General features: G+C 41.6%; 28 protein-coding genes and 1 riboswitch. Of the genes, 4 read left to right on the top strand and 24 right to left on the bottom strand.

All coding sequences use genetic code 11. The features are described 5' to 3' along the window. Window positions 1-4: 4 nt before the first annotated feature. From ccsB to AC20OE_RS08375, 10 genes are all read right to left on the bottom strand, one after another. Window positions 5-1,183 (bottom strand): c-type cytochrome biogenesis protein CcsB, encoded by a 1,179-nt coding sequence (gene ccsB, locus AC20OE_RS08420; protein ID WP_059377123.1) that lies wholly within the window; start codon window positions 1,181-1,183, stop codon window positions 5-7. Continuing rightward, window positions 1,167-2,846, bottom strand: coding sequence for a cytochrome c biogenesis protein ResB (resB, locus tag AC20OE_RS08415; RefSeq protein ID WP_099663358.1), 1,680 nt, complete (start codon window positions 2,844-2,846; stop codon window positions 1,167-1,169). Before resB ends, ccsB begins: the two co-directional genes overlap by 17 nt. 1 nt (window position 2,847) lies before the next feature. Further along, complete coding sequence (resA, locus tag AC20OE_RS08410) at window positions 2,848-3,378, bottom strand: thiol-disulfide oxidoreductase ResA (protein WP_039179621.1); 531 nt, start codon at window positions 3,376-3,378, stop codon at window positions 2,848-2,850. Window positions 3,379-3,468: 90 nt separating this feature from the next. Beyond that, entirely contained in the window at window positions 3,469-4,203 is a 735-nt protein-coding gene (gene rluB / locus AC20OE_RS08405) for a 23S rRNA pseudouridine(2605) synthase RluB (RefSeq protein WP_058837974.1), read from the bottom strand. Between the two features lie 135 nt (window positions 4,204-4,338). Beyond that, window positions 4,339-4,875, bottom strand: coding sequence for a spore maturation protein (locus AC20OE_RS08400; RefSeq protein ID WP_024422843.1), 537 nt, complete (start codon window positions 4,873-4,875; stop codon window positions 4,339-4,341). Between the two features lie 4 nt (window positions 4,876-4,879). Continuing rightward, a complete protein-coding gene (locus AC20OE_RS08395; RefSeq protein WP_487268794.1) occupies window positions 4,880-5,467 on the bottom strand; it encodes a nucleoside recognition domain-containing protein in 588 nt (195 codons plus the stop codon). Next, window positions 5,455-6,606: a D-alanyl-D-alanine carboxypeptidase family protein gene (locus AC20OE_RS08390; protein ID WP_073979659.1), complete on the bottom strand. Its 1,152-nt coding sequence runs from the start codon at window positions 6,604-6,606 to the stop codon at window positions 5,455-5,457. The genes AC20OE_RS08395 and AC20OE_RS08390 overlap by 13 nt, the downstream gene beginning before the upstream one ends. 113 nt (window positions 6,607-6,719) lie before the next feature. Beyond that, entirely contained in the window at window positions 6,720-7,199 is a 480-nt protein-coding gene (locus tag AC20OE_RS08385; protein WP_099663357.1) for a YpuI family protein, read from the bottom strand. Window positions 7,200-7,312: 113 nt separating this feature from the next. Beyond that, complete coding sequence (gene scpB / locus AC20OE_RS08380; RefSeq protein ID WP_024422847.1) at window positions 7,313-7,906, bottom strand: SMC-Scp complex subunit ScpB; 594 nt, start codon at window positions 7,904-7,906, stop codon at window positions 7,313-7,315. After that, window positions 7,896-8,654, bottom strand: coding sequence for a segregation/condensation protein A (locus tag AC20OE_RS08375; protein WP_024422848.1), 759 nt, complete (start codon window positions 8,652-8,654; stop codon window positions 7,896-7,898). The genes scpB and AC20OE_RS08375 overlap by 11 nt, the downstream gene beginning before the upstream one ends. A 209-nt stretch (window positions 8,655-8,863) precedes the next feature. On the opposite strand from AC20OE_RS08375, the gene AC20OE_RS08370 reads away from it, so the two are divergent. Both AC20OE_RS08370 and AC20OE_RS08365 read left to right on the top strand, forming a co-directional pair. Then, a complete protein-coding gene (locus tag AC20OE_RS08370) occupies window positions 8,864-8,956 on the top strand; it encodes a YjcZ family sporulation protein (protein WP_012010430.1) in 93 nt (30 codons plus the stop codon). Between the two features lie 90 nt (window positions 8,957-9,046). Next, window positions 9,047-9,571, top strand: a complete 525-nt coding sequence (locus AC20OE_RS08365; protein ID WP_058837976.1) for a DUF309 domain-containing protein — start codon at window positions 9,047-9,049, stop codon at window positions 9,569-9,571. 24 nt (window positions 9,572-9,595) lie between these two features. Here AC20OE_RS08365 and AC20OE_RS08360 read toward each other — a convergent pair whose 3' ends face one another. From AC20OE_RS08360 to AC20OE_RS08330, 7 genes are all read right to left on the bottom strand, one after another. Then, a complete protein-coding gene (locus AC20OE_RS08360) occupies window positions 9,596-9,949 on the bottom strand; it encodes a GNAT family N-acetyltransferase (protein ID WP_039179637.1) in 354 nt (117 codons plus the stop codon). 113 nt (window positions 9,950-10,062) lie between these two features. Further along, on the bottom strand, window positions 10,063-10,527 hold the full coding sequence (ribH, locus tag AC20OE_RS08355) for a 6,7-dimethyl-8-ribityllumazine synthase (protein WP_029706184.1): 465 nt from the start codon (window positions 10,525-10,527) through the stop codon (window positions 10,063-10,065). Window positions 10,528-10,553: 26 nt separating this feature from the next. Continuing rightward, on the bottom strand, window positions 10,554-11,180 hold the full coding sequence (gene ribB / locus AC20OE_RS08350; RefSeq protein WP_099663356.1) for a 3,4-dihydroxy-2-butanone-4-phosphate synthase: 627 nt from the start codon (window positions 11,178-11,180) through the stop codon (window positions 10,554-10,556). An 11-nt stretch (window positions 11,181-11,191) separates the two neighbouring features. Further along, window positions 11,192-11,842 (bottom strand): riboflavin synthase, encoded by a 651-nt coding sequence (ribE, locus tag AC20OE_RS08345; protein WP_039179642.1) that lies wholly within the window; start codon window positions 11,840-11,842, stop codon window positions 11,192-11,194. 252 nt (window positions 11,843-12,094) lie between these two features. Beyond that, window positions 12,095-12,236: riboswitch (FMN riboswitch) on the bottom strand. 106 nt (window positions 12,237-12,342) lie between these two features. Then, a complete protein-coding gene (locus AC20OE_RS08340; protein WP_008344451.1) occupies window positions 12,343-12,687 on the bottom strand; it encodes a hypothetical protein in 345 nt (114 codons plus the stop codon). A gap of 230 nt (window positions 12,688-12,917) precedes the next feature. Then, a complete protein-coding gene (locus AC20OE_RS08335) occupies window positions 12,918-13,154 on the bottom strand; it encodes a DUF2164 domain-containing protein (protein ID WP_039179646.1) in 237 nt (78 codons plus the stop codon). Window positions 13,155-13,349: 195 nt separating this feature from the next. Next, window positions 13,350-13,931: a TetR/AcrR family transcriptional regulator gene (locus AC20OE_RS08330; RefSeq protein ID WP_059377126.1), complete on the bottom strand. Its 582-nt coding sequence runs from the start codon at window positions 13,929-13,931 to the stop codon at window positions 13,350-13,352. A gap of 271 nt (window positions 13,932-14,202) precedes the next feature. Between AC20OE_RS08330 and AC20OE_RS08325 the strand changes: the two genes are divergently transcribed. After that, window positions 14,203-15,402, top strand: a complete 1,200-nt coding sequence (locus AC20OE_RS08325) for an MFS transporter (protein ID WP_059377128.1) — start codon at window positions 14,203-14,205, stop codon at window positions 15,400-15,402. A gap of 31 nt (window positions 15,403-15,433) precedes the next feature. Here AC20OE_RS08325 and AC20OE_RS08320 read toward each other — a convergent pair whose 3' ends face one another. Then, on the bottom strand, window positions 15,434-15,871 hold the full coding sequence (locus tag AC20OE_RS08320) for a peptidylprolyl isomerase (RefSeq protein ID WP_008359679.1): 438 nt from the start codon (window positions 15,869-15,871) through the stop codon (window positions 15,434-15,436). A 321-nt stretch (window positions 15,872-16,192) separates the two neighbouring features. On the opposite strand from AC20OE_RS08320, the gene AC20OE_RS08315 reads away from it, so the two are divergent. Next, window positions 16,193-17,077, top strand: a complete 885-nt coding sequence (locus tag AC20OE_RS08315) for a DUF1002 domain-containing protein (RefSeq protein ID WP_024422856.1) — start codon at window positions 16,193-16,195, stop codon at window positions 17,075-17,077. 38 nt (window positions 17,078-17,115) lie between these two features. On the opposite strand, the gene lysA is transcribed toward AC20OE_RS08315, so the two are convergent. The 6 genes from lysA to spoVAC form a co-directional block, all read right to left on the bottom strand. Further along, entirely contained in the window at window positions 17,116-18,441 is a 1,326-nt protein-coding gene (gene lysA / locus AC20OE_RS08310) for a diaminopimelate decarboxylase (RefSeq protein WP_059377130.1), read from the bottom strand. Window positions 18,442-18,556: 115 nt separating this feature from the next. Beyond that, on the bottom strand, window positions 18,557-20,029 hold the full coding sequence (locus AC20OE_RS08305; protein WP_047204120.1) for a spore germination protein: 1,473 nt from the start codon (window positions 20,027-20,029) through the stop codon (window positions 18,557-18,559). Continuing rightward, window positions 19,983-20,591 carry a stage V sporulation protein SpoVABEA gene (gene spoVAEA, locus AC20OE_RS08300; protein WP_059377131.1) on the bottom strand — a complete coding sequence of 203 codons (609 nt, stop codon included), beginning with the start codon at window positions 20,589-20,591 and terminating at the stop codon, window positions 19,983-19,985. The genes AC20OE_RS08305 and spoVAEA overlap by 47 nt, the downstream gene beginning before the upstream one ends. A 6-nt stretch (window positions 20,592-20,597) precedes the next feature. Further along, window positions 20,598-20,948, bottom strand: coding sequence for a stage V sporulation protein AE (spoVAE, locus tag AC20OE_RS08295; RefSeq protein WP_007501045.1), 351 nt, complete (start codon window positions 20,946-20,948; stop codon window positions 20,598-20,600). Continuing rightward, window positions 20,948-21,964: a stage V sporulation protein AD gene (gene spoVAD / locus AC20OE_RS08290; RefSeq protein ID WP_039179664.1), complete on the bottom strand. Its 1,017-nt coding sequence runs from the start codon at window positions 21,962-21,964 to the stop codon at window positions 20,948-20,950. Before spoVAD ends, spoVAE begins: the two co-directional genes overlap by 1 nt. Before the next feature lie 12 nt (window positions 21,965-21,976). Next, window positions 21,977-22,429 (bottom strand): stage V sporulation protein AC, encoded by a 453-nt coding sequence (gene spoVAC / locus AC20OE_RS08285; RefSeq protein ID WP_059377133.1) that lies wholly within the window; start codon window positions 22,427-22,429, stop codon window positions 21,977-21,979. Window position 22,430: the final 1 nt, after the last annotated feature.

The raw sequence follows: 22,430 nt of genomic DNA, 5'->3' as shown, positions 1-22,430 counted from the left end.
GTAATTATGCGTAGGAATGAAGCCCCGCAATGACAAGATTGACAAAGATGAGATTAAACATAATAATGGCGAAGCCGATCACAGCAAGCCAAGCGGACTTTTCACCATGCCAGCCTCGCGACAAGCGAAGATGAAGATAGGCTGCATAAAAGAGAAACGTAATCAATGCCCATACTTCCTTCGGGTCCCAGCCCCAAAACCTAGTCCATGCAATTTGCGCCCAGATCATGGCAAAGATCAGCCCGCCTAATGCAAATACAGGGAAACCAATCGAAACAGCCCGATACCCAATTTCATCGACTAAATCTAGGTTCACCTGTTTCACTAGCGGTTGAAGCAGTGCGCTCAGTCGTTTTCGAATGATCAATCGAATTAGTCCGTATATAATCAGCCCTACGCTAAATGACCATAATACTGTATTGACCTTTCTGCCTGAAAAAACAGGCGGCAGCTCAACAAACGGCTCCAAACGATCTTCCGTCACAAGCTCCCCTTTATGAGGTCCGACAAGAGCTGGCAGCTCATAGACCATCACACTTTTTTCTTTATTTTTATCGATCCAATTAAATGTCGCTTCATATCCTGTCATTCTAAAGATAGACGTGACAGCGATAAATGCAAGTGTCACCACAATCATAAACATGACAAGCTCTAAACCAAACGTCTTCTTTCCTGGCTTTGTTTGATCCACATGCTTTAATAGAAAGATGACACCTGCCACAAAGCTGATGGCTAAAATGGCTTGGCCAAGTGCTGCTGTTGTCACATGAATATAAAGCCAATTACTTTGAAGTGAAGGAATCAGCGGTGAAATATCCGATGGGAACATACTCGCATAGGCAATAATCAATAAAGCGATTGGAAGTGTGAATAAACCAAGTACAGACACTTGATACACAAAATATAAAATGATGAATGCGAGCACCAGCATCATCCCAAAAGCCGTAGTGAACTCAAACAAATTACTGACTGGTGCATGACCAGATGCGATCCATCTTGAAATAAAATAGCCCAGCTGGCTCAAAAAACCGATGATGGTAAGCGTAATGCCAATGAGTGCCGCCTTATTCCTGCGCGGTCCTTCTTCTTTCTTTTTTCCCTTAATGGCACCACCAAAAAAAGGAACTGCCGCTAAATAAAATAGAAAAGCTGCAAATAACAGATTTTCACTGACTGCCGCCATCTAATCCTTCCCCCTTGCTTTTGCTGATACTTGTTGTATCAGGCAGCTCTTTTTGATCAACTGGCTGTTTGATGCCACTGCCGCTCAGTAACACGTTAAGATCGGACTTTAAGCCGAACCAGTTTTTGTTTGTATGTCCTGCCACCAATACTTTTCCATCCTTTGCCGACAGCCAGATTCTTCTATGCTGCCAATACATCCCCTGCACGACACCAATCATGAAAATGATTCCGCCTACAATAAGCACCCCTAGTGTTAAATCTTTTCTAACAGTTAACCCTGTGACGTTTTTCGTTTCAACCCGATCAAACTTCATTTTATATAGATTGTTATCAGAACCCTCTACTGTCTCTTGAATGGCGACAAAGCTTTTTTCACCTTTAGGTTTTTCAGGAGAAATCATTTCAAACACGAAAGCAGGATTATTGGGATTCCTTGTTTTCGTACTTGGTGTTCCATCATCGTCAAAATAAAAATCAGGCAGATAGCTCATCACTTTGACTTTGTAACCGCTACCAAGATCATATTCCGACTTAGGCTCCAGCAGATTAATCTTCACTGTACCGAAAGATTTTTCTGTATCTTTACGAATCAGCTGAAAGACCATTTGATCGAGTTCATTTTGTTTAAAATCCACTTGATACAATGAGAAATTGTCAAACTTGAGCGGTTCATTCACTTTGATATCGTGTTCTGTGACCTGCTTCAGCTTGGGCTTTTCACCAAATACAACTTCTCCTTCACGTTTGTATAAGATGGCATCCGTTTTATAGCTTTTCACCACTTGACCGTCGCCAGCTTTTTCAATGGCATTCTCAAACACTTCTTTTTCATTTCCAGTTTCATAACGATCAATTGAAAACGCATTATTTTTCAAGAAATATTGACCATCCGTACCTGGAATCGGTGCAGTTTCACCTTCTCTGACCCACAGCGTTTCGTCTACGTACATGCCCGGGACGAACCGGAGCATTGATCCAATGAGAAAGATGATTAATCCAATGTGATTGACGTAAGGTCCCCAGCGTGAAAAACGTCCTTTTTCGGCTAAAATATACCCATTTTCTTCTCGCACGCGGTAACGCTTTTGTTTCATTGCTCTAATGATGCCTTCATATGTATGCTGATCTAATGTTTTGTCTGTCTCGCTGAACAGACGCTGTCTTCTCATAAAGCCTTCTTTTTTGATAACCCCTTGGTTTTTGAGTGCTCGATAAAGAGGAATAACGCGGTCGAGACTGCAAATGACAAGAGAGATTCCGATTGATGCGATAAGAGCTAAAAACCACCAAGAATTATAAAGATCATGGAATCCAAGTGTATAATACAGCTTGCCAAACGATCCATATTGCTCTTCATAATACGTGGAAGCAGATGCACCTGGCGGAATAAATCGCTCCTGCGGAAAAATCGTTCCAAGCGAAGAAGCGAGCAGTGTAATGACAATCAGCCACACACCCACCTTAACGGAAGAAAAAAAGTTCCATACTTTATCAACAATCGTTTTGTTGTATGTTTGCGAGCGTCTTGCACTGCCGTCATATCTCATATCAAGCAGCTTCGAAGAGTTTTTCTCTTTAGCCGCAATGGGATTCCCGCATGATTCACATAGAACAGTACCGATTGGATTAATATGTCCACACTCGCACTTTACCTCTTTCATTCTATGACCCCTTTGGTTTAATCAAATTCATATATTCATAGACATTACGTTCTGTCATCGTTCCCTTTATGACTTTGATTACCTTGCCTTCAGGATTAATTAAAAATGTGGTTGGCAGCGGCGTAATATCATATGCCTCTGTCACTTGACGATCTTTGTCCAAGGCAACAGGAAAATTCACGCCATAGGATTCCATAAAATTTTTCACGGCAATCTTGGATTCCGCAACATTGACTGCAACAATTTCCACACCGCGATCCTTGAACACTTCATATTGATTCGCCATATAAGGAAATTCTTGTTTACACGGACCGCACCATGTACCCCAAAAATTAAGAAAGACACCTTTGCCTTTTAAGTCCTTTAACTCAATCCGATCCCCATCCACAGATTGAAGGACAAAGTTTGGCGCAATAGATCCTTCTTTGACTCGATCCTGTTTGGCAAATACTGAGTTATACATTGTATAACAAAGTGCAGCAAGCATCACGAGGAGAATGCCCGTCCGTATGAAAAACCGTCTTTTTTTCATCTGAAGTACCCCTTCCCCATAGACATTCAGGTAAATTATAGCATTCTCCTTCTTTTGATGCTTCTTCATTTTTTGAAGTTTATGTGAAAATTAAAAAGCGCTTTTCCCATGATCGGCAATTGCTCTCAGGCGCTTTACTTCATGTGGAGACAATTCTCTGCGGTCTCCTGGTCTCATACCTTCAATATGAAGGAACGAATATTGCTCCCTTTTTAGCTTTAACACATCATGGCCGATCGCTTCAAACATGCGGCGTACTTGTCTGTTTCTGCCTTCATGAATGGTTAATTGGACAATACAAGTTTGCTTTCGTTTATCAATAGAAAGCATTTTCGCACGGGCAGGTGCTGTTTTTTTATGATCTAACATGATCCCTTTTTCTAGCTTTCTAAGCAGTTCCTTTGATGGTATGCCTTTTAGCTTCGCTGCATACGTTTTATCAATTTCGTATTTCGGGTGCATGAGCTTATGGGCAAATTCCCCATCATTTGTAATCAAAATCAAACCGCTCGTATCATAATCTAACCGGCCGATTGGATAAAGGCGCTGCGGGATATCATCAAAAAAATCTGTGACGACCTTACGTCCTTTATCATCCTCGGCAGCAGAAATGACGCCGCGCGGTTTATAAAGCATAAAGTAAACCGGTTCTTCTCTTTCAAGCTTTAAGCCATTGACTTCAATTTTATCTGAAGAGCCCACCTTCACTCCGAGCTCTGTCACTGTTTGACCATTAACGGTAACTCGTCCTTCTTTAATTAATTCTTCAGCCTTTCGTCTTGAAGCGACGCCGGCATGTGCAATTACTTTCTGTAAACGTTCCATTTGTCTTTCACCTCATGTACTATCTTACTTGCTTGACCTAAAACAAACAAGCATTCGCGGAAAAATAAGCGTTTCGTCTGTCTAATTTCAGCTAAAAAGCGATTTTCCATCCATGAAATACAAAAAAGCGCCTGATTAGGCGCCGCTAAATAACAAACTGACGATAATCACAGATGCAATGACACCAATGAGATCTGCTAACAAACCTACTTTCAGCGCATCTCCCATCTTTTTAATACCGACTGCTCCAAAATAAACCGTCAAAATGTAAAGGGTGGTGTCTGTTGACCCTTGCATGACTGCCGCGAGCTGGCCAATAAAAGAATCTGGACCATACGTCGCTATCAAGTCTGATGTCATCCCAAGTGCAGCCGTTCCTGATATCGGGCGAATAAACGCAAGTGGAACGACTTCGGGAGGGAAACCAATCGCTGTAAAGACTGGTTTTAAAAGTCCCATAACAAAATCAAGCGCACCTGACGCACGGAATATCGTAATAGCTACAAGCATGCCGACTAAATAGGGAATGATGGAAAAGGCAATTTGAATGCCCTCTTTTCCTCCCTCCACAAATGTTTCATATGTTGGTACCTTTTTAATGGTTCCAGCAATCAAAATCCCTGCGATGATCAGTGGAATCAAAGCAAGTGACAGCCAGTTAATAAATGCCACAAGATCACCCCCGCCTGCTTCTGCGATAGTGGAAATAACGATCGATGATAATTGCACCGATTCCTGAAATGAGTGTTGCTAAAATTGTTGGTCCTACAATGTCTGTTGGCTGATCTGCCCCATAGGTCATTCTTATAGCAATGACGGTTGTTGGCACAAGTGTGATAGAGGATGTGTTGACCGCTAGAAATGTAATCATAGAGCGGCTTGCCTCATTTTTTCCGCCGTTTAATGCTTTCATCTGCTCCATCGCCTTAATCCCAAGCGGTGTAGCGGCATTCCCAAGACCAAAGAAATTCGCCATGAGATTGGACAAAATATACCCCATTGCAGGATGATTAGGCGGAATATCCGGGAATAGCTTTGAAATAAAGGGCCGGCACAATTTACTAAAGAAATTTAACAGCCCTGCCTCTTCGGCAATCTTCATGAGCCCGAGCCAAAAAACGAGGACACTAATCAGACCAATTGAAATAGTAACCGCCTCTTTTGAGCCCTTAAATACAGACTCATTCACTTCATGCATCGTTCCATTAAACATCGCATAGACAAGACCGATGACAGTGAGAAATACCCAAATTAGATTGACCATGAAGATCCGCCTATAGATGTCTGAAAGACAGACTTAAACATTTCTTGAAAGCTTTTCTGAGGCATGCGGTTTCGTTTATTTTCATAAAAAATCGGTAATTGCTCGATCACCTGTCCATCTAATAAAATCGTCATTTTCCCTACAACATCTGGGATGGCTTCGGCGTTTTTTTTCCATTTCTTTTTAGGGGTGAGCATTTCTGTTTCGATTTTGACAAGCTTTTTCTCATCTTCATTTAAAAAATAGTCCACATCACGCTTGATAAACGCTTTTTTTTCGTAAAAGCTCCCTTTTAACGAAGCAAGTCTTCCTTTTTCAGCAAGCACATACGTTTTGTAGTGATCAAATGCATATTCAAACATAGAGATATGATCCTTCCAGTCGTCCGGCGCATTAATGGTCACAGCGATCAGCTCAGCATCCCCTTTTGCAGCGGTGGAGACGAGTGTACGTTTTGCAAGTTTTGTATATCCTGTTTTCCCTCCAGTTGAATATTCGTATAAACCGGTGAGCAGCTTGTTTTTATTTTTCCAATAGCCTTCCATTGTTTTTGCTTTATAGAAAGTCGTACCAGCAATTTTTTGATATTGTTTATGTTTCATCGCGTATTTTGTTAGGATCGCCATGTCATAGGCTGATGAATAATGATTTTTATGATCATCGAGTCCGTGCGGATTTTGAAAATTCGTATTCTCCATTCCTAGTTCAGCTGCCTTTTGATTCATCATAAAAATAAAGCCTTCTAAGCTGCCGCCAACATGCTCTGCAATGGCAACAGCTGCATCATTTCCAGAACGCAGCATGAGCCCGTATGTCAAATCTTCTAAGCTCACCTTCTGCCCTTCCTTTAAATAAATGGATGAGCCCTCCGCTTGAATCGCACGTTTTGATACTTTGACGGTATCTTTCATTTTTCCTGATTCAATAGCTAATACAGCCGTCATGATTTTTGTAATACTGGCGATTCTTCTTTTTTCGTGCTCGTCCTTTCCAAATAGGACTCTGCCTGACTGTCCATCTATTAAAATGGCACTTCTTGCACTCACTGATAACGAAATGTCTGCTTTGGCATGTGAGGAAAAAGGCAGTAAGAGTGTAAATAGAAGAAGGACTGCTGTTCCAATTTTTAAATAGGGCATGTTCATTCACGTCCTTGTCCGTTTTGTACAAGTGTATGCTCAGCTGAAAAAGTTATGATGCCTCGTCCATAAAAAAAAGCGCCTCTACATGTAGAGGCGCTTCTTCGAATTACTTATACCATTTTCACTTGTTGATGAGAAGTCGTATATTCCAGCTCTTCTCTCATCGCTAAAAAGTCTTTTTCTAATGAAGAAAATAATTGTTTCATATCAGCGGATACTTCATGGTGAAAAACAATGCTGCTTTTTCCTGTATAGGCCGAACGGCTGTCTTCATACCATGTATCCTTTTTCGGCGTGAAAAATTCTTCAATACATTGATGATAAATACGGTGAAGCATCTGCTGTGCGGCTTGCTGCGGAAATGTCTGCTGCTGCCCCATTTTCCTGCAAACTGCTGCTGCATCCTCGCTGTACACTGCAAGCTTCCGTAATGTACTCAATATGTCACAATAATAGGCTTCCGCTTCGGGGTTTAATCGTTTCAAGCTTGATAAGGTGGCTTCGTTCAGAAAAACATTCATTTCAATTGCAACCTTTGATAAAAAGACGCCTGCTTGATCAACTTGAGCCTTTACATTCATATGTGCCATTTGTTTCTTGTTTACCTTCCCCTCATGGCTTTGTCACCATTTTATCTGTCATCAAAAGATTTTAGACCTAAAATCTTTTTTATATTTTATCATACATTTTTCCTTCTTTTGAACTATTTTATATCTTCAAATGTTTGATTGAAGTTTTCAAAAAATAGATCGGCCTCTTCTTGTACTCCATCTGCTTCCACATTCTCTGGAAGCGGCGGTAATTCATCTAAGGCTTTTAAGCCAAATTGCTCTAAAAAGGTCGGGGTTGTCCCATAAAGAATCGCTCGTCCCGGACCATCGGCACGTCCTACTTCACAGAGCAGCGCTTTGGCTACTAAGCTATGAAGTACCCGCTCTGATTTGACTCCTCTGATTTCCTCTACCTCACTGCGTGTAATCGGCTGTTTATAAGAAACAATGGCAAGCACCTCCAGCGCTGCCTGCGACAAACCTTTGGATGGTGTCTCGACTAATTTTTTTAAATACATGCTGTATTCTTTTTTCGTCAGCAGCATATATGAATCTGCATATTCAATGAGCTCAATCCCTCGTTCTTGTTTTTGGTATTCTTCCTTTACGGAAGACATAATGTCGAGTAATACCGACTCATCAACTTCAAGAACAGACATGAGCTGTTTTCTTGTTAAGCCTTCGTCACCTGCTGCATACAGCAGCGCTTCTAAGATGGCTTTCCAATTCACGATATCAAGCGTCATGAATCGTTTCACTCCCTATGATATAAATGTCTTCAAAGTTCCCTTCCTGCTCTAACATGATTTGATGACTTTTCATCAATTCGAGAACAGCAAGAAACGTCACGACAAGGTGTTCCTTTTGATCATGTTGAAATAGAGTCATGAAATTGGTTCGCTTTTTTGTTTTTCTTAAATGGTTCATAATCTCATTCATTTTGTCTTCAATCGGGATTTCTTGTCTTGTAATCTTTGATGGTGCTGGTTTCGTTATTTTCTTTCGGTTTAATACCTTTTGGAACGCACCTAACATATCATACACCGTTACGTGTAAATTTGTGTCCTTCGCTTCTGATTCTTTTGCAAATTCGCTTAAATCACTTGGTGGTTTTGTAAAGGCATTTTGCCTTTCTTCTTCGCGTTCCTTTAGTTCTTGTGCTGCATTTTTATACTTGCGGTATTCAATCAATTTGCCAATCAGCTCTTCTCGAGGATCCTCTTCCTCTTCGAGCAGGTCTTCATCAAACAGCTCTTCCTCTTGTTTCGGAAGAAGCATTCTGCTTTTAATACTCAGGAGGGTTGCAGCCATGACCAAATATTCACTCGCAACATCGAGCTCAAGCTCCCTCATCGTGTGGACATATAATAAATACTGCTCCGTAATTTTAGCGACGGGAATATCATAAATATCAATTTCCAACCGGTTAATTAAATGTAAAAGCAAGTCCAAAGGACCCTCGAACGAATCTATTTTCACCTGATATTCCAGCATCTTTTTCTCACCATTTCTACTGTCTTCTAAGTACCGTTTCACCGGCTAACCTTTAGTATAAGACAGGATAAAGCTCTCGTCCAATATAATTTCGGCCATGATGCCTTAGGCAAATCAAGAAAAACAGTGGATTCGCCCATACCAATAAGGGCATTTATACATAGAATACCATTGTAATCAGAACTGATGAAAAAGGAGGCCGTATCATTATGGGAGATGGCTATAACTTCGGCGGAGGATTCGCGCTTATTGTCGTGCTTTTCATCTTGCTGATCATCGTTGGCGCGGCTTGGGTTTATTAAAGAAACAGAGCGTCCTTTTCAATAAAGGGACGCTCTTTCTTCTTTTCTTTTCAATATGTTAGACTGAGAGTGGAAAAGGAGATGACCGCTGTGTATCCTGAAGCGTACGTGGCTTTTTTACACGAATTTCATACAACAAGAGATTATTTTGAGTGTCATGAAATTCTAGAAGAATATTGGAAGGAAGATCCCCCAGAGCAGCGCAAAGAATATTGGGTCGGGCTCATTCAGCTCGCGGTTGCCTTGTATCATCAAAGACGGGGAAATGGAAAAGGAGCAAAACGGCTCATTTCTAACAGTCTTCACTTGTTAGAAGCAAATCGTTCAGTATTATCGAATCTCGGTCTGGATGATGAGGCATTTCTGTTGCTTTTGCGAACGCTGAAAAAGAAGATGGATGAAGACATGCCCTATGAGAGTGTGATGCTGCCGATCAAAGATGAAGCACTTCTATCTTTATGCCAAGAAATGGCCCAAAAAGAAGGACTGCTCTTTGGACAGGAAAGCAACTTATCCCATACATTTTTAATCGAAAAACATAGACTCCGTGACCGGACAGATGTATTGCTGGAGCGAAAAAAGCAGATTGAACGTAAAAAAAGCAGAGGACTGTAGCCTCTGCTTTTACATGTGTGATATTTAATTTGATTCGCTGTGACACTTATGAAAGAAGCCTTGCGTTAATTCATTTGGAATGAGTGTTTTGGTTTTAAATATGTCTTCCACGGCTAAAACCATTTCCTTGCCGATTCCTTGATCACGATGGGATGGATTCACACTAATATGTTCGATTTGTACTTGGTCGTCTGTTTTCAACACACCAATAGCACCTACAATATCCTCGCCATCTTTCCATAGGAACAGCTGCCGATCTTCATCCATTTCATATGACTTCATCGTCTGCTGAAGCTGTTTGACGTCTTTCTCACCCGGCATAAAGGACAGGAGTCCCATGGCAATTTTTTCAAAAGACCTCTTGTAACGAATTAACATATATACCCCTCAATATTCAAATTATCCTAATTTCCAGCAAATGTCTTATGATTCATTTGCTCATCACACATTATAAACATTTTTATACCGTTTTTAAACTCTTTTTCACTAAATTAAGAGAACGTTCGATTAAGATTCGCCATTTCAATAGCAGCTGCAGCCGATTCGCTGCCTTTATTTCCAGCTTTTGTACCAGCTCTTTCAATGGCTTGTTCAATCGATTCTGTTGTCAGTACACCAAAGATAATCGGTACCCCTGTTGACATTGCACTTTGAGCAATTCCTTTAGCAGCTTCATTACAAACGTAATCATAGTGAGTCGTTGCGCCTCTGATCACGGTTCCAAGTGTGATGACTGCATCATATTTTTTGGTTTCAGCTAATTTTTTTGCCATGTACGGGATTTCAAAAGCGCCTGGTACCCACACAACATCGATATCATCACCATTTGCTCCGTGTCTGAGCAATGTGTCTTCTGCTCCATCTAACAGTTTACTTGTAATAAAATCATTGAATCTCGCTACAACGATTGCAAATTTTAGTCCTTCTGCTACTACATGACCTTGTATTGTATTCATATGTTGATCATCCTTTAATGTGATTTTTATTTTGTTTTGATAGTCGCTGTTTGATTATTGTTTAAATATGTCTGTAATGCTTCTATTGTCAGCATCTTTAAATCATGCTGTTTTTGGATCTCCTTTAGTTCAGGGACGCGAGCCATTGATCCATCTGCATTCATAATTTCACATATGACACCCGCTGGCTCTGAGCCTGCCAGTTTAGCAAGATCAACCGCCGCCTCTGTATGACCTGGTCTTTCTAGTACGCCGCCTTCTTTTGCAATAAGCGGAAAAACATGGCCTGGACGGGCAAATTCGTCTGGTTTTGCGTCTTTATTTAACATGGCCAGCATGGTCGTGGAGCGCTCAAAAGCACTGATACCAGTCGTCGTTGTCACATGGTCGATGCTTACTGTAAATGCTGTATGGTGTGCATCTGTATTATGTTCAACCATTGGATGCAGATTCAGGTGTTTGGCGATCGACGCATCGACTGGCGTACAAATGAGGCCTCTTCCATGTAAAGCCATGAAGTTAATCACTTCAGGTGTGGCATGCTCAGCAAGTGCCACAAAGTCTCCTTCATTTTCTCTGTCTTCATCATCCACTACGATAATGATTTCTCCTTGTTTAAGGGCATTTATTGCCTCATCAACAGAATGATACATACATTCGCCTCCTAGAATCCGTGCTCTTTTAGAAATGATGGGGTCAATCGAGATGGCTGTTTATCGCCTTGCTCTTTTGTTAAAAAACGATAAATGTATTTACCGATCATGTCACACTCTATATTCACAATATCCCCCATAGATTTAGTCGGGAAAATAGTTCCTTCAAGCGTATGAGGAATAATAGAGACTGTGACTTGTGAATCTCGCAAGTCAAAAATGGTCAAGCTGACACCATCTATTGCGATCGAACCCTTTTGGGTGAGCATATCTGTGAGGGTCTTGTCCATCTTTAAATCATAGTAAATGGCATTACTCTTCTTTTCTATTCGGGTAATGACAGCCGTTCCATCAACATGGCCTGAGACAAAATGGCCGCCAAATCGTCCATTTGAGGACATGGCTCGCTCTAAATTCACTGGACTGCCTTTTGTCAGCTGATCCAGTGATGTCGATTTGACCGTCTCCGGCATCACATCTGCCGCGAACTGTCCTTTTGTAAAGCTTGTGACTGTCAGACATACTCCATTAATGGCGATACTGTCTCCGAGGTGAACATCTTCCAGCACACGACTGCATGTAATGACAATTTCCATGGCATCTGCTGACTTTTTACTTAATGACTGAACGGTGCCAACTTCTTCAATAATCCCCGTAAACATGTGATCCTCCCTTTCTTTTCATTTGTATTTCTCACTTTTAAAAAAAGCGATGTTAGGGACATGTGATCGATTGAGCACCTTCGTCGCTTTTTATGGTCCATACAAGGTAGATGAGGGATCACCTAATAAACACTGCATGTGTGTATTAACAACAAAAACATACAGAAAGCCCCGGAAAAAATTCCGGGGCTGTGGTTTTTTTGCATCAGAAATAAGACTATGATCAACAAATATTTTTCGTTCATAGCTTTCTTTATCCTTCTCCCATCCAGACTTTCACTGTCGGCTTCAGCTTTTCACTGAATCAACCGTTAATAAATTAACGGGTCACGGGCTGTAAAGCATTTGCTTTATTACCGTCGGTCGGGATTTTCACCCTGCCCCGAAGGATACAATCGATATTTAGCTGTCCTTAGGAGCTATTATAGCGATACTTGTTTTCAAATGCAACAATCATGATTCTTCACAAAAAAAAGCCTCCTTATAGGAAAGGAGACATGTTAATTAACGACTTTTACTACTTTTATCAGTCCATCTATTCTTTTTTCATTACTAAAGTAGGCTTTAATACGATCGCCTTTTTTCAGATCGGCCACATCATCTTCAAATTTCTTACCATTAAAAATGATTTTGGTGCCATTCTTTGCTTGACCGTAATATTCATCTCCATCAATTTTCGTAATGGTATATTCGTAGATAGTGTAATCTTTATCATTATTTGTTAAGCTCTCGCCAATGGCTGTTGGCACATCTTCAATTTTCATGCCATTCATGTATAAATAACCTGCGCCTAAACAAAGCAGTAAAACAAATAAGATTGCAATTTTTAATTTAATTTTCCCCATATTTAGAACCTCCATCATCTGCACTTCGCCTATTTGTATGTTTTATTCCTTCTTTTATTGAAATAAAACCAAAAAAGCTGATTTTCATTAATGGTTACTTATATAACGATTCAGATGGCCCTTTGGTTCCACCTCTTAATCATTACATATGATACGAATATGCGTTCTTTATTAAGGGGGTCTTTTTCTTATTTATCAGTTCGTCCCACACGATACTACAGGCTTTTCGATTATATTCTTTTTTCGAGTGCGAATAAGTCTTCCTCTAACAATTGTGACCGCTGAACAGCGATGCTGCGGCTGTCGCGAACCCCTTGATTATAATAGTAGCTTCCAAGGTTTTTTGTGATAAATTCTAGTATATTAATGGCTGCTAATTCACCAATCTCTTCTTCTCGTTCTTCGGCAAAGTAACGCTGAATGGCCATCATCATTTGATTTTTTTCTTCTTTAGTGAGTGGTTTCAAAGTCTCCCCTTCTTTCTTTCTATTTTCTTCATTTGCAGCTGGATGTGCTGGCATTCCACAAATACGAATGTTTGTTCTCTTATCATATCATAAAAAAAGATTCTGTGCATGGATGCCCTAAAAGAAAAAGCGTATTTTGATGTAATGGATCAAAATACGCTTTTTCTCAGAAGCTGTCATAGCGTGTTATCCATTTTATTTTAAAATAGATAGGATCGTCGCTATAGAATGATCTACAAATGAACGCTCTGGACGTGACTTCATGAGGACGGTGAGCCCGATGAAAGAAACGACCAGTGTCTGTGCTAAGGCTTTAGCATTTAAGCCGCTTTCGAGCTCACCTGAGCGAATACCTTGCACGATCTTTTCTTCAAAAATGACCGAAAGATACATCTGATGCTCTCTTGTCAAAATTTCAAATTTCTCTTCGTGTGGAGCAAGTTCCACTATTGTATTAATGCAAAAACAGCCTTTACTTGGGCCATCTCCATATTCCTCTTCCACTACATCTGTCAATAATAGATGAAATGCTTCCTTTACAGATCGATTGTTTTGAAGTTTTGTTCGAATACGGGCTGCATGCTGCTTTGTATATGTGCGTAATGCAGCCTCAAATAATTCCTCTTTATCTCCAAAGGCTGCGTATAAACTTGGCCGCTGTATTCCCATTTTTGCAGTCAAATCGCTTAACGTTGTAGCTCTATACCCCTTTTCCCAAAAAAGCATCATTGCATCATTCAACGCTTTTTCCTCATCAAACTCACGCTGTCGAACCATCATCAATTCCTCTTTTCAACAATAAAATCCTTTCACGATAACAATTGTCTATTTCTTTATTTATCAGGATATCATTTTCTTTTCATTACTAATCAGTACATTATGATTGTATTTTGTTCAGGTAAAATTGTCAAACCGTCTTTCTTCTTTCAAGATTAACACAGAATAAATTCTTGACTTTAAAACATTTTGATGGTTATCCTTAACAGGAATCATTTTGTACCGATTAGTATATTATTCTTTTTAGTATAAAAAGGAGAGGATGCAATGAATGGTTAAAGATAAAATGACTCACTATATGGCACTACTTTTTGCAGCAGCCTGCGGGATGGCTGTTGCAAACATATACTTCGCACAACCGTTACTAGATTCACTGGCAGCCGAGTTCGATATCACGTATTCATCCATCGGTATTGTCATTACGATTACTCAGCTTTGTTATGCGGCGGGGCTGCTACTGATCGTACCACTTGGTGATCTGTTGAATCGACGCCGGCTCATCATTGGTCAGATGCTTTTATCTGTGCTTGCCCTTATTCTAGTCGGCATCGCTCCTATCGTCACCGTCCTATTTATAGGATTAGCATTGGTCGGACTGCTCGCTGTAGTCACTCAGGTACTCGTTGCGTTTGCAGCAAGTTGGGCTGCTCCAGAAGAGCGCGGCCGTATCGTCGGCTTGGTGCAAAGTGGAATCGTCATCGGTATTCTTCTCGCCCGAACCTTTGCTGGTGTATTAACCGATTTTGCTGGCTGGAGGTCTGTATATCTTGTTTCTGCCGTCATCATGCTGATCCTAACTGGCGTATTGTTCCGAGTGCTCCCGCGTGATGACAGCAAAAGAGAGTCATTATCTTATGCTCATCTGCTTCGTTCAATGTTTGTATTGTTCATACAAGAACGAATCCTGCGTATCCGCGGGATTCTAGCTCTTCTGATTTTTATCGTCTTTGGTACGTTATGGACTTCACTCGTGCTGCCTCTCAGTACTGCGCCACACTCTCTTTCACATACTGCTATTGGCGCATTTGGTCTTGCTGGAGCAGCCGGAGCATTAGGGGCTGCTCGGGCTGGCAGCCTTGCTGATCGAGGTTTTGGACAGTTCACAAGCGGTATAGCCCTTGTCCTATTATTCATTTCATGGTTTTTCATCAGTTTGACTGAACATTCACTTATTGCCTTAGTCATTGGCATTATCATTCTTGACCTATCTGTGCAGGCAGTACACGTAACGAATCAGACTATGATTTTCACAGTGCGGCCTGAGGCGAGAAGCCGGCTTACGGCTGCTTACATGATTTTTTACTCCATCGGCAGTGCGACCGGTTCAATTGTTTCAACCAGCATATACGCAGCCTATGGCTGGAGCGGAGTATGTCTTTTTGGTGCCTCTATCAGCGCTTTAGCCATTTTGTATTGGATCATCACCTATCGCCTAACGAAACAAATCACATTTGACTCAGAAACAAAATAAAAAAAACACCGCGATTAAGCGGTGTTTTGGATTACGCATCCACAACTTCAACTTTTTCCATGCCTTGGCCTTGCTCCATATCAAGTACAGCCTCGATACCAGATGTTACCTTGCCAAAAACAGTGTGAACACCGTTTAAGTGCGGCTGCGGGTCATGTACGATAAAGAATTGGCTGCCGCCTGTGTCTTTACCAGCATGTGCCATTGATAATGAACCTCTTTCGTGCTGATGTGGATTTCCTTCTGTTTCACATTTAATTGTGTAACCAGGACCACCCGTTCCATTGCCGTTTGGGTCCCCGCCTTGGCTGACGAAGCCTGGAATCACGCGGTGGAACTTCAATCCATCGTAGAAGCCTTCATTCGCTAATTTTTCAAAGTTTGCTACTGTACCTGGAGCAGCCTCTGGGTAAAGTTCAAACTCAATTTTCTTTCCATTCGTTAATTGTATGTATCCTTTTTTCGCCATTTTTCACATTCTCCTTTCAGGTTAAACAACGCTCATTATAGCACATTTTCGGTGATGTTAAACATCCCCTGCTCTTCGATTGTCATTTACCTCTTAACTGATGATTGATAAAATAGGATTGCTTGATTCTTTTTTCCTCATAAAATGATATGTGACGAAATGACATGTCTTCATTTATTGGAAAAGGAACACATCTTAAAAAGAAAATTGAAACGTCGAGTCAATTTGTTACGTCTATATGATGGAGTGCATTTCTGTACGTGTACTCAAAAGCTGAGTTTCTCTTGAAAGAGGAACGCTTTCGACTTGAAGGAGGTCAACATGTTTAAAAAAATGATGCTTGGTATGATGGCAGCGCTCCTTTTCCTAATTGGTGCGCCAAAAGTCAGCTTAGCGGATGCAGCTGTCGGCGATGTCATCGTCACACTCGGGCAAGACTTAACACCAGCTGATCGACAAAAGGTGCTTGACGAGTTGAATCCACCTGAAAATGCGACAAAAATTGAAGTAACCAATAAAGAAGAGCACGAATATTTAGGAAAGTATATCCCTCGTTCTTCTATCGGGACGAGAGCATTATCATCTTCATCTATCACCATTGAGAAATCAGGTACTGGTCTGACTGTGGATACACACAACATCAAGACCATTACAGATGAGATGTATTTAAATGCTTTAATGACAGCAGGTGTCAAGGATGCCAAGGTTGTCGTCACTGCTCCATTTGAAGTATCTGGTACAGCCGCACTGACGGGCTTACTTAAAGCGTATGAAGTGTCAAGCGACAAAGCCATTCCAGAAGATGTGAAGCAGGTGGCGAACGAAGAGCTTGTGACAACTTCTAAATTGGGTGACTCCATCGGGAAAGACAACGCTTCTGCCCTTATTGCAAAAATCAAAGATGACATTGCAAAAAACGGTGTCCCTAAAACCACAAAAGAAGTAGAAGAAAAAGTCGATCAGGCGGCTTCTGATTTGAACTTAAATCTGACGCAGGATCAAAAAGATCAGCTTGTCTCGTTATTTGATAAAATGAAAAACATCAATATTGATTGGAATCAAGTAGGGTCTCAAATTGATAAAGCAAAAGACAAGATTACAAAATTCATAGAATCAGATGAAGGGAAAAACCTTCTTCAAAAGATTTGGGATTTCTTTGTCTCCATCTGGAACGCGATCGTCTCTGTATTCACTGGAGGAAAATAATCCATGAAAAAAAGCTGCCTGTACCCCAGGCAGCTTTTTTAATTAGATGTTTTCACTTTTGATTGATACGGTAAATCAAGTTTGACAATGTCCTCATAGGTTTCACGCTCAACCACAAGCTGCGCTTCCCCGTCCTCTACAAACACAACCGCTGGGCGCGGAATGCGGTTATAGTTGTTTGACATACTATAGCCGTAAGCTCCGGTACAAAAGACAGCCAATAAATCCCCTTGTGATAACTCTGGCAGATCGATATCCCAAATGAGCATATCTCCGCTTTCACAGCATTTACCGGCAATTGAAACGGTTTGATCATGCGTTTGACTCATTTTATTGGCACTTGCCGCTTCATATTTCGCTTGATATAAAGCCGGACGAATGTTGTCACTCATTCCGCCATCTACCGCAACATAATCGCGGATGCCAGGTACGTGTTTTGATGATCCGATCGTATAAAGAGTCGTCCCTGCATCTCCAACGAGAGAACGGCCTGGTTCTATCCAAATCTCCGGCATATCAAACTCATAGCGGGCCACGTTCTTTTTCACAGCTTGGATTATTTTCTCGACATATTCTGTCGCAGGAAGTGGTTCATCCTCTTCTGTATAACGAATCCCAAAGCCGCCGCCTAAGTTTAACACTGTAGAAATAAAACCAAATGATTCTCTCCATTCATCCAGCTTCAAAAAGATTTTATCTGCCGCAAGGACAAAACCAGCCGTATCAAAAATTTGTGAACCGATATGACAATGAACACCTAAAAGCTCAATCACTTCTGAACGAAGCACTTGTTTCACCGCTTCATCTGCTTGTCCATTGTGAAGATCAAAGCCAAATTTTGAATCCTCTTGACCTGTCGTAATGTAATCATGCGTATGCGCTTCGACACCAGGCGTGATGCGGAGCAATACTTTCACTTTTTTTGACAGCTCTTGACCAAGCTGTTCAATGAGCTTCATTTCATAGAAATTATCCACAACTATACAGCCGATCCCATGCTCTAAAGCCATTTTTAATTCTTCTCTGCTTTTATTATTGCCATGGAAATGAATTTTTTCTACTGGGAATCCAGCGCAAATGGCTGTGTGAAGCTCACCGCCTGAGACAACATCAAGAGATAATCCTTCTTCTTTAGCAAGCTGAAACATGGCGATGGAAGAAAATGCTTTACTCGCGTATGCTACCTGCGCTGTTAATTCTTCCTCTATAAATGCTTTTTGAAAGCTTTTTGCGCGCTCCCGTATTAAAGCCACATCATATACATAAAGTGGTGTCCCATACGTTTCAGCTAAAGAAACGGCATCAACACCACCGATTTCTAAATGACCGAGTTCATTTTGTCTGCAAGTGCCGTGTAAATACAATGTCATTCCCTCTTTCTCCGCTTCGGCTGAAAAAAGGCAGCTGCGTGAGCTGCCTTTTGCCTTGTCTCAAAGTTAAAAATACAATATCACAATCTTCAGCCACTTTCAATGAGCCTTAAGAATTTGGCGGAATTTTTGATCTGTTTTGAGGGTGAACGATGCTCGGTCTTACTTTTGAGCCAGGAACAGACGTCCGAATCAGCACTTGCCACAGAGCCTTCCCATTAAAAGGGAGGAACGGCCACATATAAGGCGTCTGCAATGAACGAATGGAAGTTAAATAAATGAGTAATAACGTAAAACCAATGATGAGTCCATTCAGCTTGAAGATCGCCACTAGTGCTAGGATGATGAGCCTGACAATCTTATTGGCGACACTCAGTTCATAGCTTGGCGTTGTAAAGGTACCGATAGCCGCCAGTGAAACGTATAAGATGACCTCTGGTGTAAACAAACCGACATCAATAGCGATTTGTCCAATTAAAACAGCCGCGATCAGTCCCATGGCGGTCGACAAGGCGGTTGGCGTATGAATTGCTGCCATCCTTAAAAATTCCACCCCGAAATCAGCAAGGAACACTTGGAGAATCACAGGGATATGAGAAGGTTTGTTAAACCCAATATAGCTTAAATTGTCAGGCAAAAGATTCGGTTCAAGGATAAAAAGAAACCAAATCGGCAAAAGAAAGGTAGAACATAAAATGCCTAAAAAGCGTACCCATCTTAGGAATGTACCAACGGCAGGTGCCTGGCGATATTCTTCTGCATGCTGAACGTGGTGAAAAATAGTGGTTGGTGTAATGATGACACTAGGGGATGTATCCGTAATGATGATGACATGCCCTTCTAATATGTGGTTAGCGGCGACATCTGGACGCTCGGTATAACGCACTAGCGGAAAGGGATTATATCCTTGCTTAATAATAAATTCTTCAATCGTTTTATCAGACATCGTCAGCCCATCGACCTTAATTCCTGATACTTCTTTTTCTATAATATCTACAAGATCTGGGTCTGCAATATCTTCAATATAGCAAACACAAACATCGGCTTTGGAACGTTCGCCTACTTTGAGCATTTTGTATCGCAGCTTTTCATCCCGCACTCTTCTTCGAATAAGCGCTGTATTTACAATAATGTTTTCAACAAAACCGTCTCTTGCTCCCCTGACAACCTTTTCTGTATCCGGCTCCTCAGGCATTCTGCCAGGATAACTTCTAACATCAATGATAAAGGCGTAGTTTTCACCTTCTACAACAACTGCTACAAGCCCGGACAGCACTTGATCCACCGCTTCATCCAGCGTTTCTACCTTGGAGACCTGCTGATTGACAAGGCGGTTCTCGACTACATGTGCAAGATCATCTGATTCTGGTTCGTTGTCATTGATTTCGATTAGTTCTTTTAATAAGTAGATGACATACTGTGTATCACACAATCCGTTTACATAGTAAAGCTGGATTTCCTGATCGTGTATATAAATTTTCCGAACACCAAGGTCAAAGCTGAGACCCATTCCGACATTTTCTTTGAAGTAATCTTCATTTTTCTTCGGGTCTCGGTACACGTTTACCTTGTCTTTCTTCATGGAAGCCACTCCTTTCTAATATTAATTCCACTGCTTTCATCGTGATTGGAGATCCCTTGCTCAGATCATCTTTCCGTCCCATCTTGCCAATATCTCCAATCCCGACAACGAACGGGAGATTGAGGGAGTCAAGACAATACACTGTATCCCCGCTCATTTTATGGGGCTCCATTTCGGGAAGACCGTGTTTGTCGACACCGTATTCTGTCAGTTCACCTTCCCGGTCAATGGAGACATGGACCTTTGTCCATTCGGCTTGGTGCGTCTTAGATGCAACTGCAATCGCGCCAATGACTTCGATTTCAGGGTGGCGTGCTACATGTTTCATCGCCGTCTCGCCTGTTCCTTCACCGGTCAGTCCAGAATCATCAAACATCACAAAGACTGGATCATACGGTGTTTTTAAAATCATCTGAACAAGTTCAGGTCCTGTCCGTTTGCTTGGATTTCCTTTTGAGCTGGAAATACATCGTCCGCCGACGTTTTTAGCGGCGAGCTCAATGGTTTTGGCAGCATATATATCTCCGTCTGTCACTAAAATGATTTTCCGTCTTTGCCCCATATTCGGTTATCCTTTCGGTTTAAAGATCAGTGCGATAATAAATGAGAATAAAATCGCAGCTGATATTCCAGCCGAGGTTAATTCAAAAATCCCGATACCGATGCCGATGAATCCATGTACATCTGCCTGGTGCATTGCCCCATGAAGCAAGCTATGACCAAAGCTGACGATTGGTACGGTTGCGCCCGCACCTGCAAATTCAATAAATTTATCATAAATACCGAATCCGTCTAAAATGGTACCTGCCACAACAAAAGTAGTCATGACATGTGCCGGCGTGAGTTTGAGTACATCTAGCAAAAGCTGGCCAATGACACAAATAAGTCCGCCTGCCACAAAAGCGATAAGATAATCCATTAGCTCTCTCCTCCTGCACGCTCAAATACGACACCGTGCGCAATGGTTGGAATGGTCTCTTTTTGCTGAACCATCATTGGGCTGAGTAGCGCCCCGGTTGCGACAACGAGTACTCTTTGCAGATTCCCTGCTTTCATTTCTTGAAAAATATGACTAAATGTCACAACAGCTGAACAAGCACAGCCGCTGCCTCCAGCGAATACGTTTTGATCGGGTGTATAGATGATTAAACCGCAATCATCGTGTTTTCGCCCAAGCTGGATGCCTTCTTCTTTCAGGAGATCCTTTAAAATCGGTGAACCAATGCCTGATAAATCTCCAGTTAAAATCAAATCGTAATCATCTACTGTTCTTCCTAAGTCTTCTAAATGCTGCTTGATGGTGTCTGCCGCGGCCGGTGCCATGGCCGATCCCATATCAAATGGATCTGTAATGCCAAGATCCATGACCCTGCCTACCGTTGCACTTGTAATTTGAATTTGTGAGGGCTCTTGGCTGATAATAACGGCTCCGCTCCCTGTTACGGTACTTGTTGCTGTATCTGGCTTTTGTCCGCCGTATTCGGTCGGGTTTCGAAATTGGCGTTCTGCGGTCGCATTGTGACTGCTTGTTGCTGCGATGGCTCTATTTGCAAAGCCGCCATCAATGAGTGCTGACGCAATGGCGACCGATTCCATTGAGGTCGAGCATGCTCCAAATAAGCAGAGAAACGGGATCTTCAGCTCTCTTGCCACATAGTTTGCTGTGACGTTCTGGTTGAGTAAATCTCCAGCCAGCAACAGATCAATATCGCTTTTTTGCAAATTGGCTTTCGATAAAGCGGTTGATATCGCATCATCCATGAGCTTCCTTTCAGCCATTTCCCAGTTCTTTTGATCACAGTGCATTTCATCGTATGTTTTATCAATTAAATGTCCAATTGGACCTTCTTTTTCCTTAGGTCCTGCAGCAGTTCCTTCTGCATTGACATAAAGCTTGTGCTCAAATACCCAAGATTGTTTACCTGTTAGTTTCACCTTTCATTCCTCCTACGAAAACATCTTTTCGAAGATGTATCGAATGATCCCTACGATATATGCCGAGACGACACCGAACACAATGACGTTCCCAGCTAGTTTAAACATATTTGTGGCAACACCTAAAACAAGCCCTTCACTTTTATGCTCAAGGGCAGCACTTGTCATACTGTTAGCGAAGCCTGTTACCGGTACAGCTGATCCCGCTCCAGCAAACTGGCCGATCTTATCGTAAATACCGATTCCAGTTAATATAGAAGAAATTAAAATGAGGGTTGCCACCGTCGGGTTCCCTGCTGTCTTTTCATTAAAATCAAAAAAGTGGATATAGAAATTTTGCAGCCCCTCTCCTATTAGACAGATTAAGCCGCCAACTAAAAACGCCTTGATGCAGTTGAGGACATAAGGAGGTTTGGGCTGATATGTTTTCACCTTAGATGGATAGTTCTCTTTTAAACTCGACACG

It is taken from the genome of Bacillus sp. SRI_025 (assembly GCF_057592095.1).
Note: the sequence above shows the minus strand (reverse complement) of the source record. Positions and strands in the feature narration are given on the sequence as shown.

What these genes read in the sequence shown, in the direction of transcription:
- AC20OE_RS08305 (WP_047204120.1), bottom strand. Translation starts at nt 20,029, where the DNA reads ATGAAGAAAGACAAGGTAAACGTGTACCGAGACCCGAAGAAAAATGAA.
- AC20OE_RS08370 (WP_012010430.1), top strand. Translation starts at nt 8,864, where the DNA reads ATGGGAGATGGCTATAACTTCGGCGGAGGATTCGCGCTTATTGTCGTG.
- AC20OE_RS08320 (WP_008359679.1), bottom strand. Translation starts at nt 15,871, where the DNA reads ATGGCGAAAAAAGGATACATACAATTAACGAATGGAAAGAAAATTGAG.
- ribE (WP_039179642.1), bottom strand. Translation starts at nt 11,842, where the DNA reads ATGTTTACGGGGATTATTGAAGAAGTTGGCACCGTTCAGTCATTAAGT.
- resA (WP_039179621.1), bottom strand. Translation starts at nt 3,378, where the DNA reads ATGAAAAAAAGACGGTTTTTCATACGGACGGGCATTCTCCTCGTGATG.
- AC20OE_RS08330 (WP_059377126.1), bottom strand. Translation starts at nt 13,931, where the DNA reads ATGGTTCGACAGCGTGAGTTTGATGAGGAAAAAGCGTTGAATGATGCA.
- scpB (WP_024422847.1), bottom strand. Translation starts at nt 7,906, where the DNA reads ATGACGCTTGATATCGTGAATTGGAAAGCCATCTTAGAAGCGCTGCTG.
- AC20OE_RS08390 (WP_073979659.1), bottom strand. Translation starts at nt 6,606, where the DNA reads ATGCCCTATTTAAAAATTGGAACAGCAGTCCTTCTTCTATTTACACTC.
- AC20OE_RS08325 (WP_059377128.1), top strand. Translation starts at nt 14,203, where the DNA reads ATGGTTAAAGATAAAATGACTCACTATATGGCACTACTTTTTGCAGCA.
- AC20OE_RS08315 (WP_024422856.1), top strand. Translation starts at nt 16,193, where the DNA reads ATGTTTAAAAAAATGATGCTTGGTATGATGGCAGCGCTCCTTTTCCTA.
- AC20OE_RS08340 (WP_008344451.1), bottom strand. Translation starts at nt 12,687, where the DNA reads ATGGGGAAAATTAAATTAAAAATTGCAATCTTATTTGTTTTACTGCTT.
- AC20OE_RS08395 (WP_487268794.1), bottom strand. Translation starts at nt 5,467, where the DNA reads ATGGTCAATCTAATTTGGGTATTTCTCACTGTCATCGGTCTTGTCTAT.
- resB (WP_099663358.1), bottom strand. Translation starts at nt 2,846, where the DNA reads ATGAAAGAGGTAAAGTGCGAGTGTGGACATATTAATCCAATCGGTACT.
- ribB (WP_099663356.1), bottom strand. Translation starts at nt 11,180, where the DNA reads ATGTATCATTCTGTTGATGAGGCAATAAATGCCCTTAAACAAGGAGAA.
- spoVAEA (WP_059377131.1), bottom strand. Translation starts at nt 20,591, where the DNA reads ATGGGGCAAAGACGGAAAATCATTTTAGTGACAGACGGAGATATATAT.
- rluB (WP_058837974.1), bottom strand. Translation starts at nt 4,203, where the DNA reads ATGGAACGTTTACAGAAAGTAATTGCACATGCCGGCGTCGCTTCAAGA.
- ccsB (WP_059377123.1), bottom strand. Translation starts at nt 1,183, where the DNA reads ATGGCGGCAGTCAGTGAAAATCTGTTATTTGCAGCTTTTCTATTTTAT.
- AC20OE_RS08375 (WP_024422848.1), bottom strand. Translation starts at nt 8,654, where the DNA reads ATGCTGGAATATCAGGTGAAAATAGATTCGTTCGAGGGTCCTTTGGAC.
- AC20OE_RS08385 (WP_099663357.1), bottom strand. Translation starts at nt 7,199, where the DNA reads ATGGCACATATGAATGTAAAGGCTCAAGTTGATCAAGCAGGCGTCTTT.
- ribH (WP_029706184.1), bottom strand. Translation starts at nt 10,527, where the DNA reads ATGAATACAATACAAGGTCATGTAGTAGCAGAAGGACTAAAATTTGCA.
- AC20OE_RS08360 (WP_039179637.1), bottom strand. Translation starts at nt 9,949, where the DNA reads ATGTTAATTCGTTACAAGAGGTCTTTTGAAAAAATTGCCATGGGACTC.
- spoVAE (WP_007501045.1), bottom strand. Translation starts at nt 20,948, where the DNA reads ATGGATTATCTTATCGCTTTTGTGGCAGGCGGACTTATTTGTGTCATT.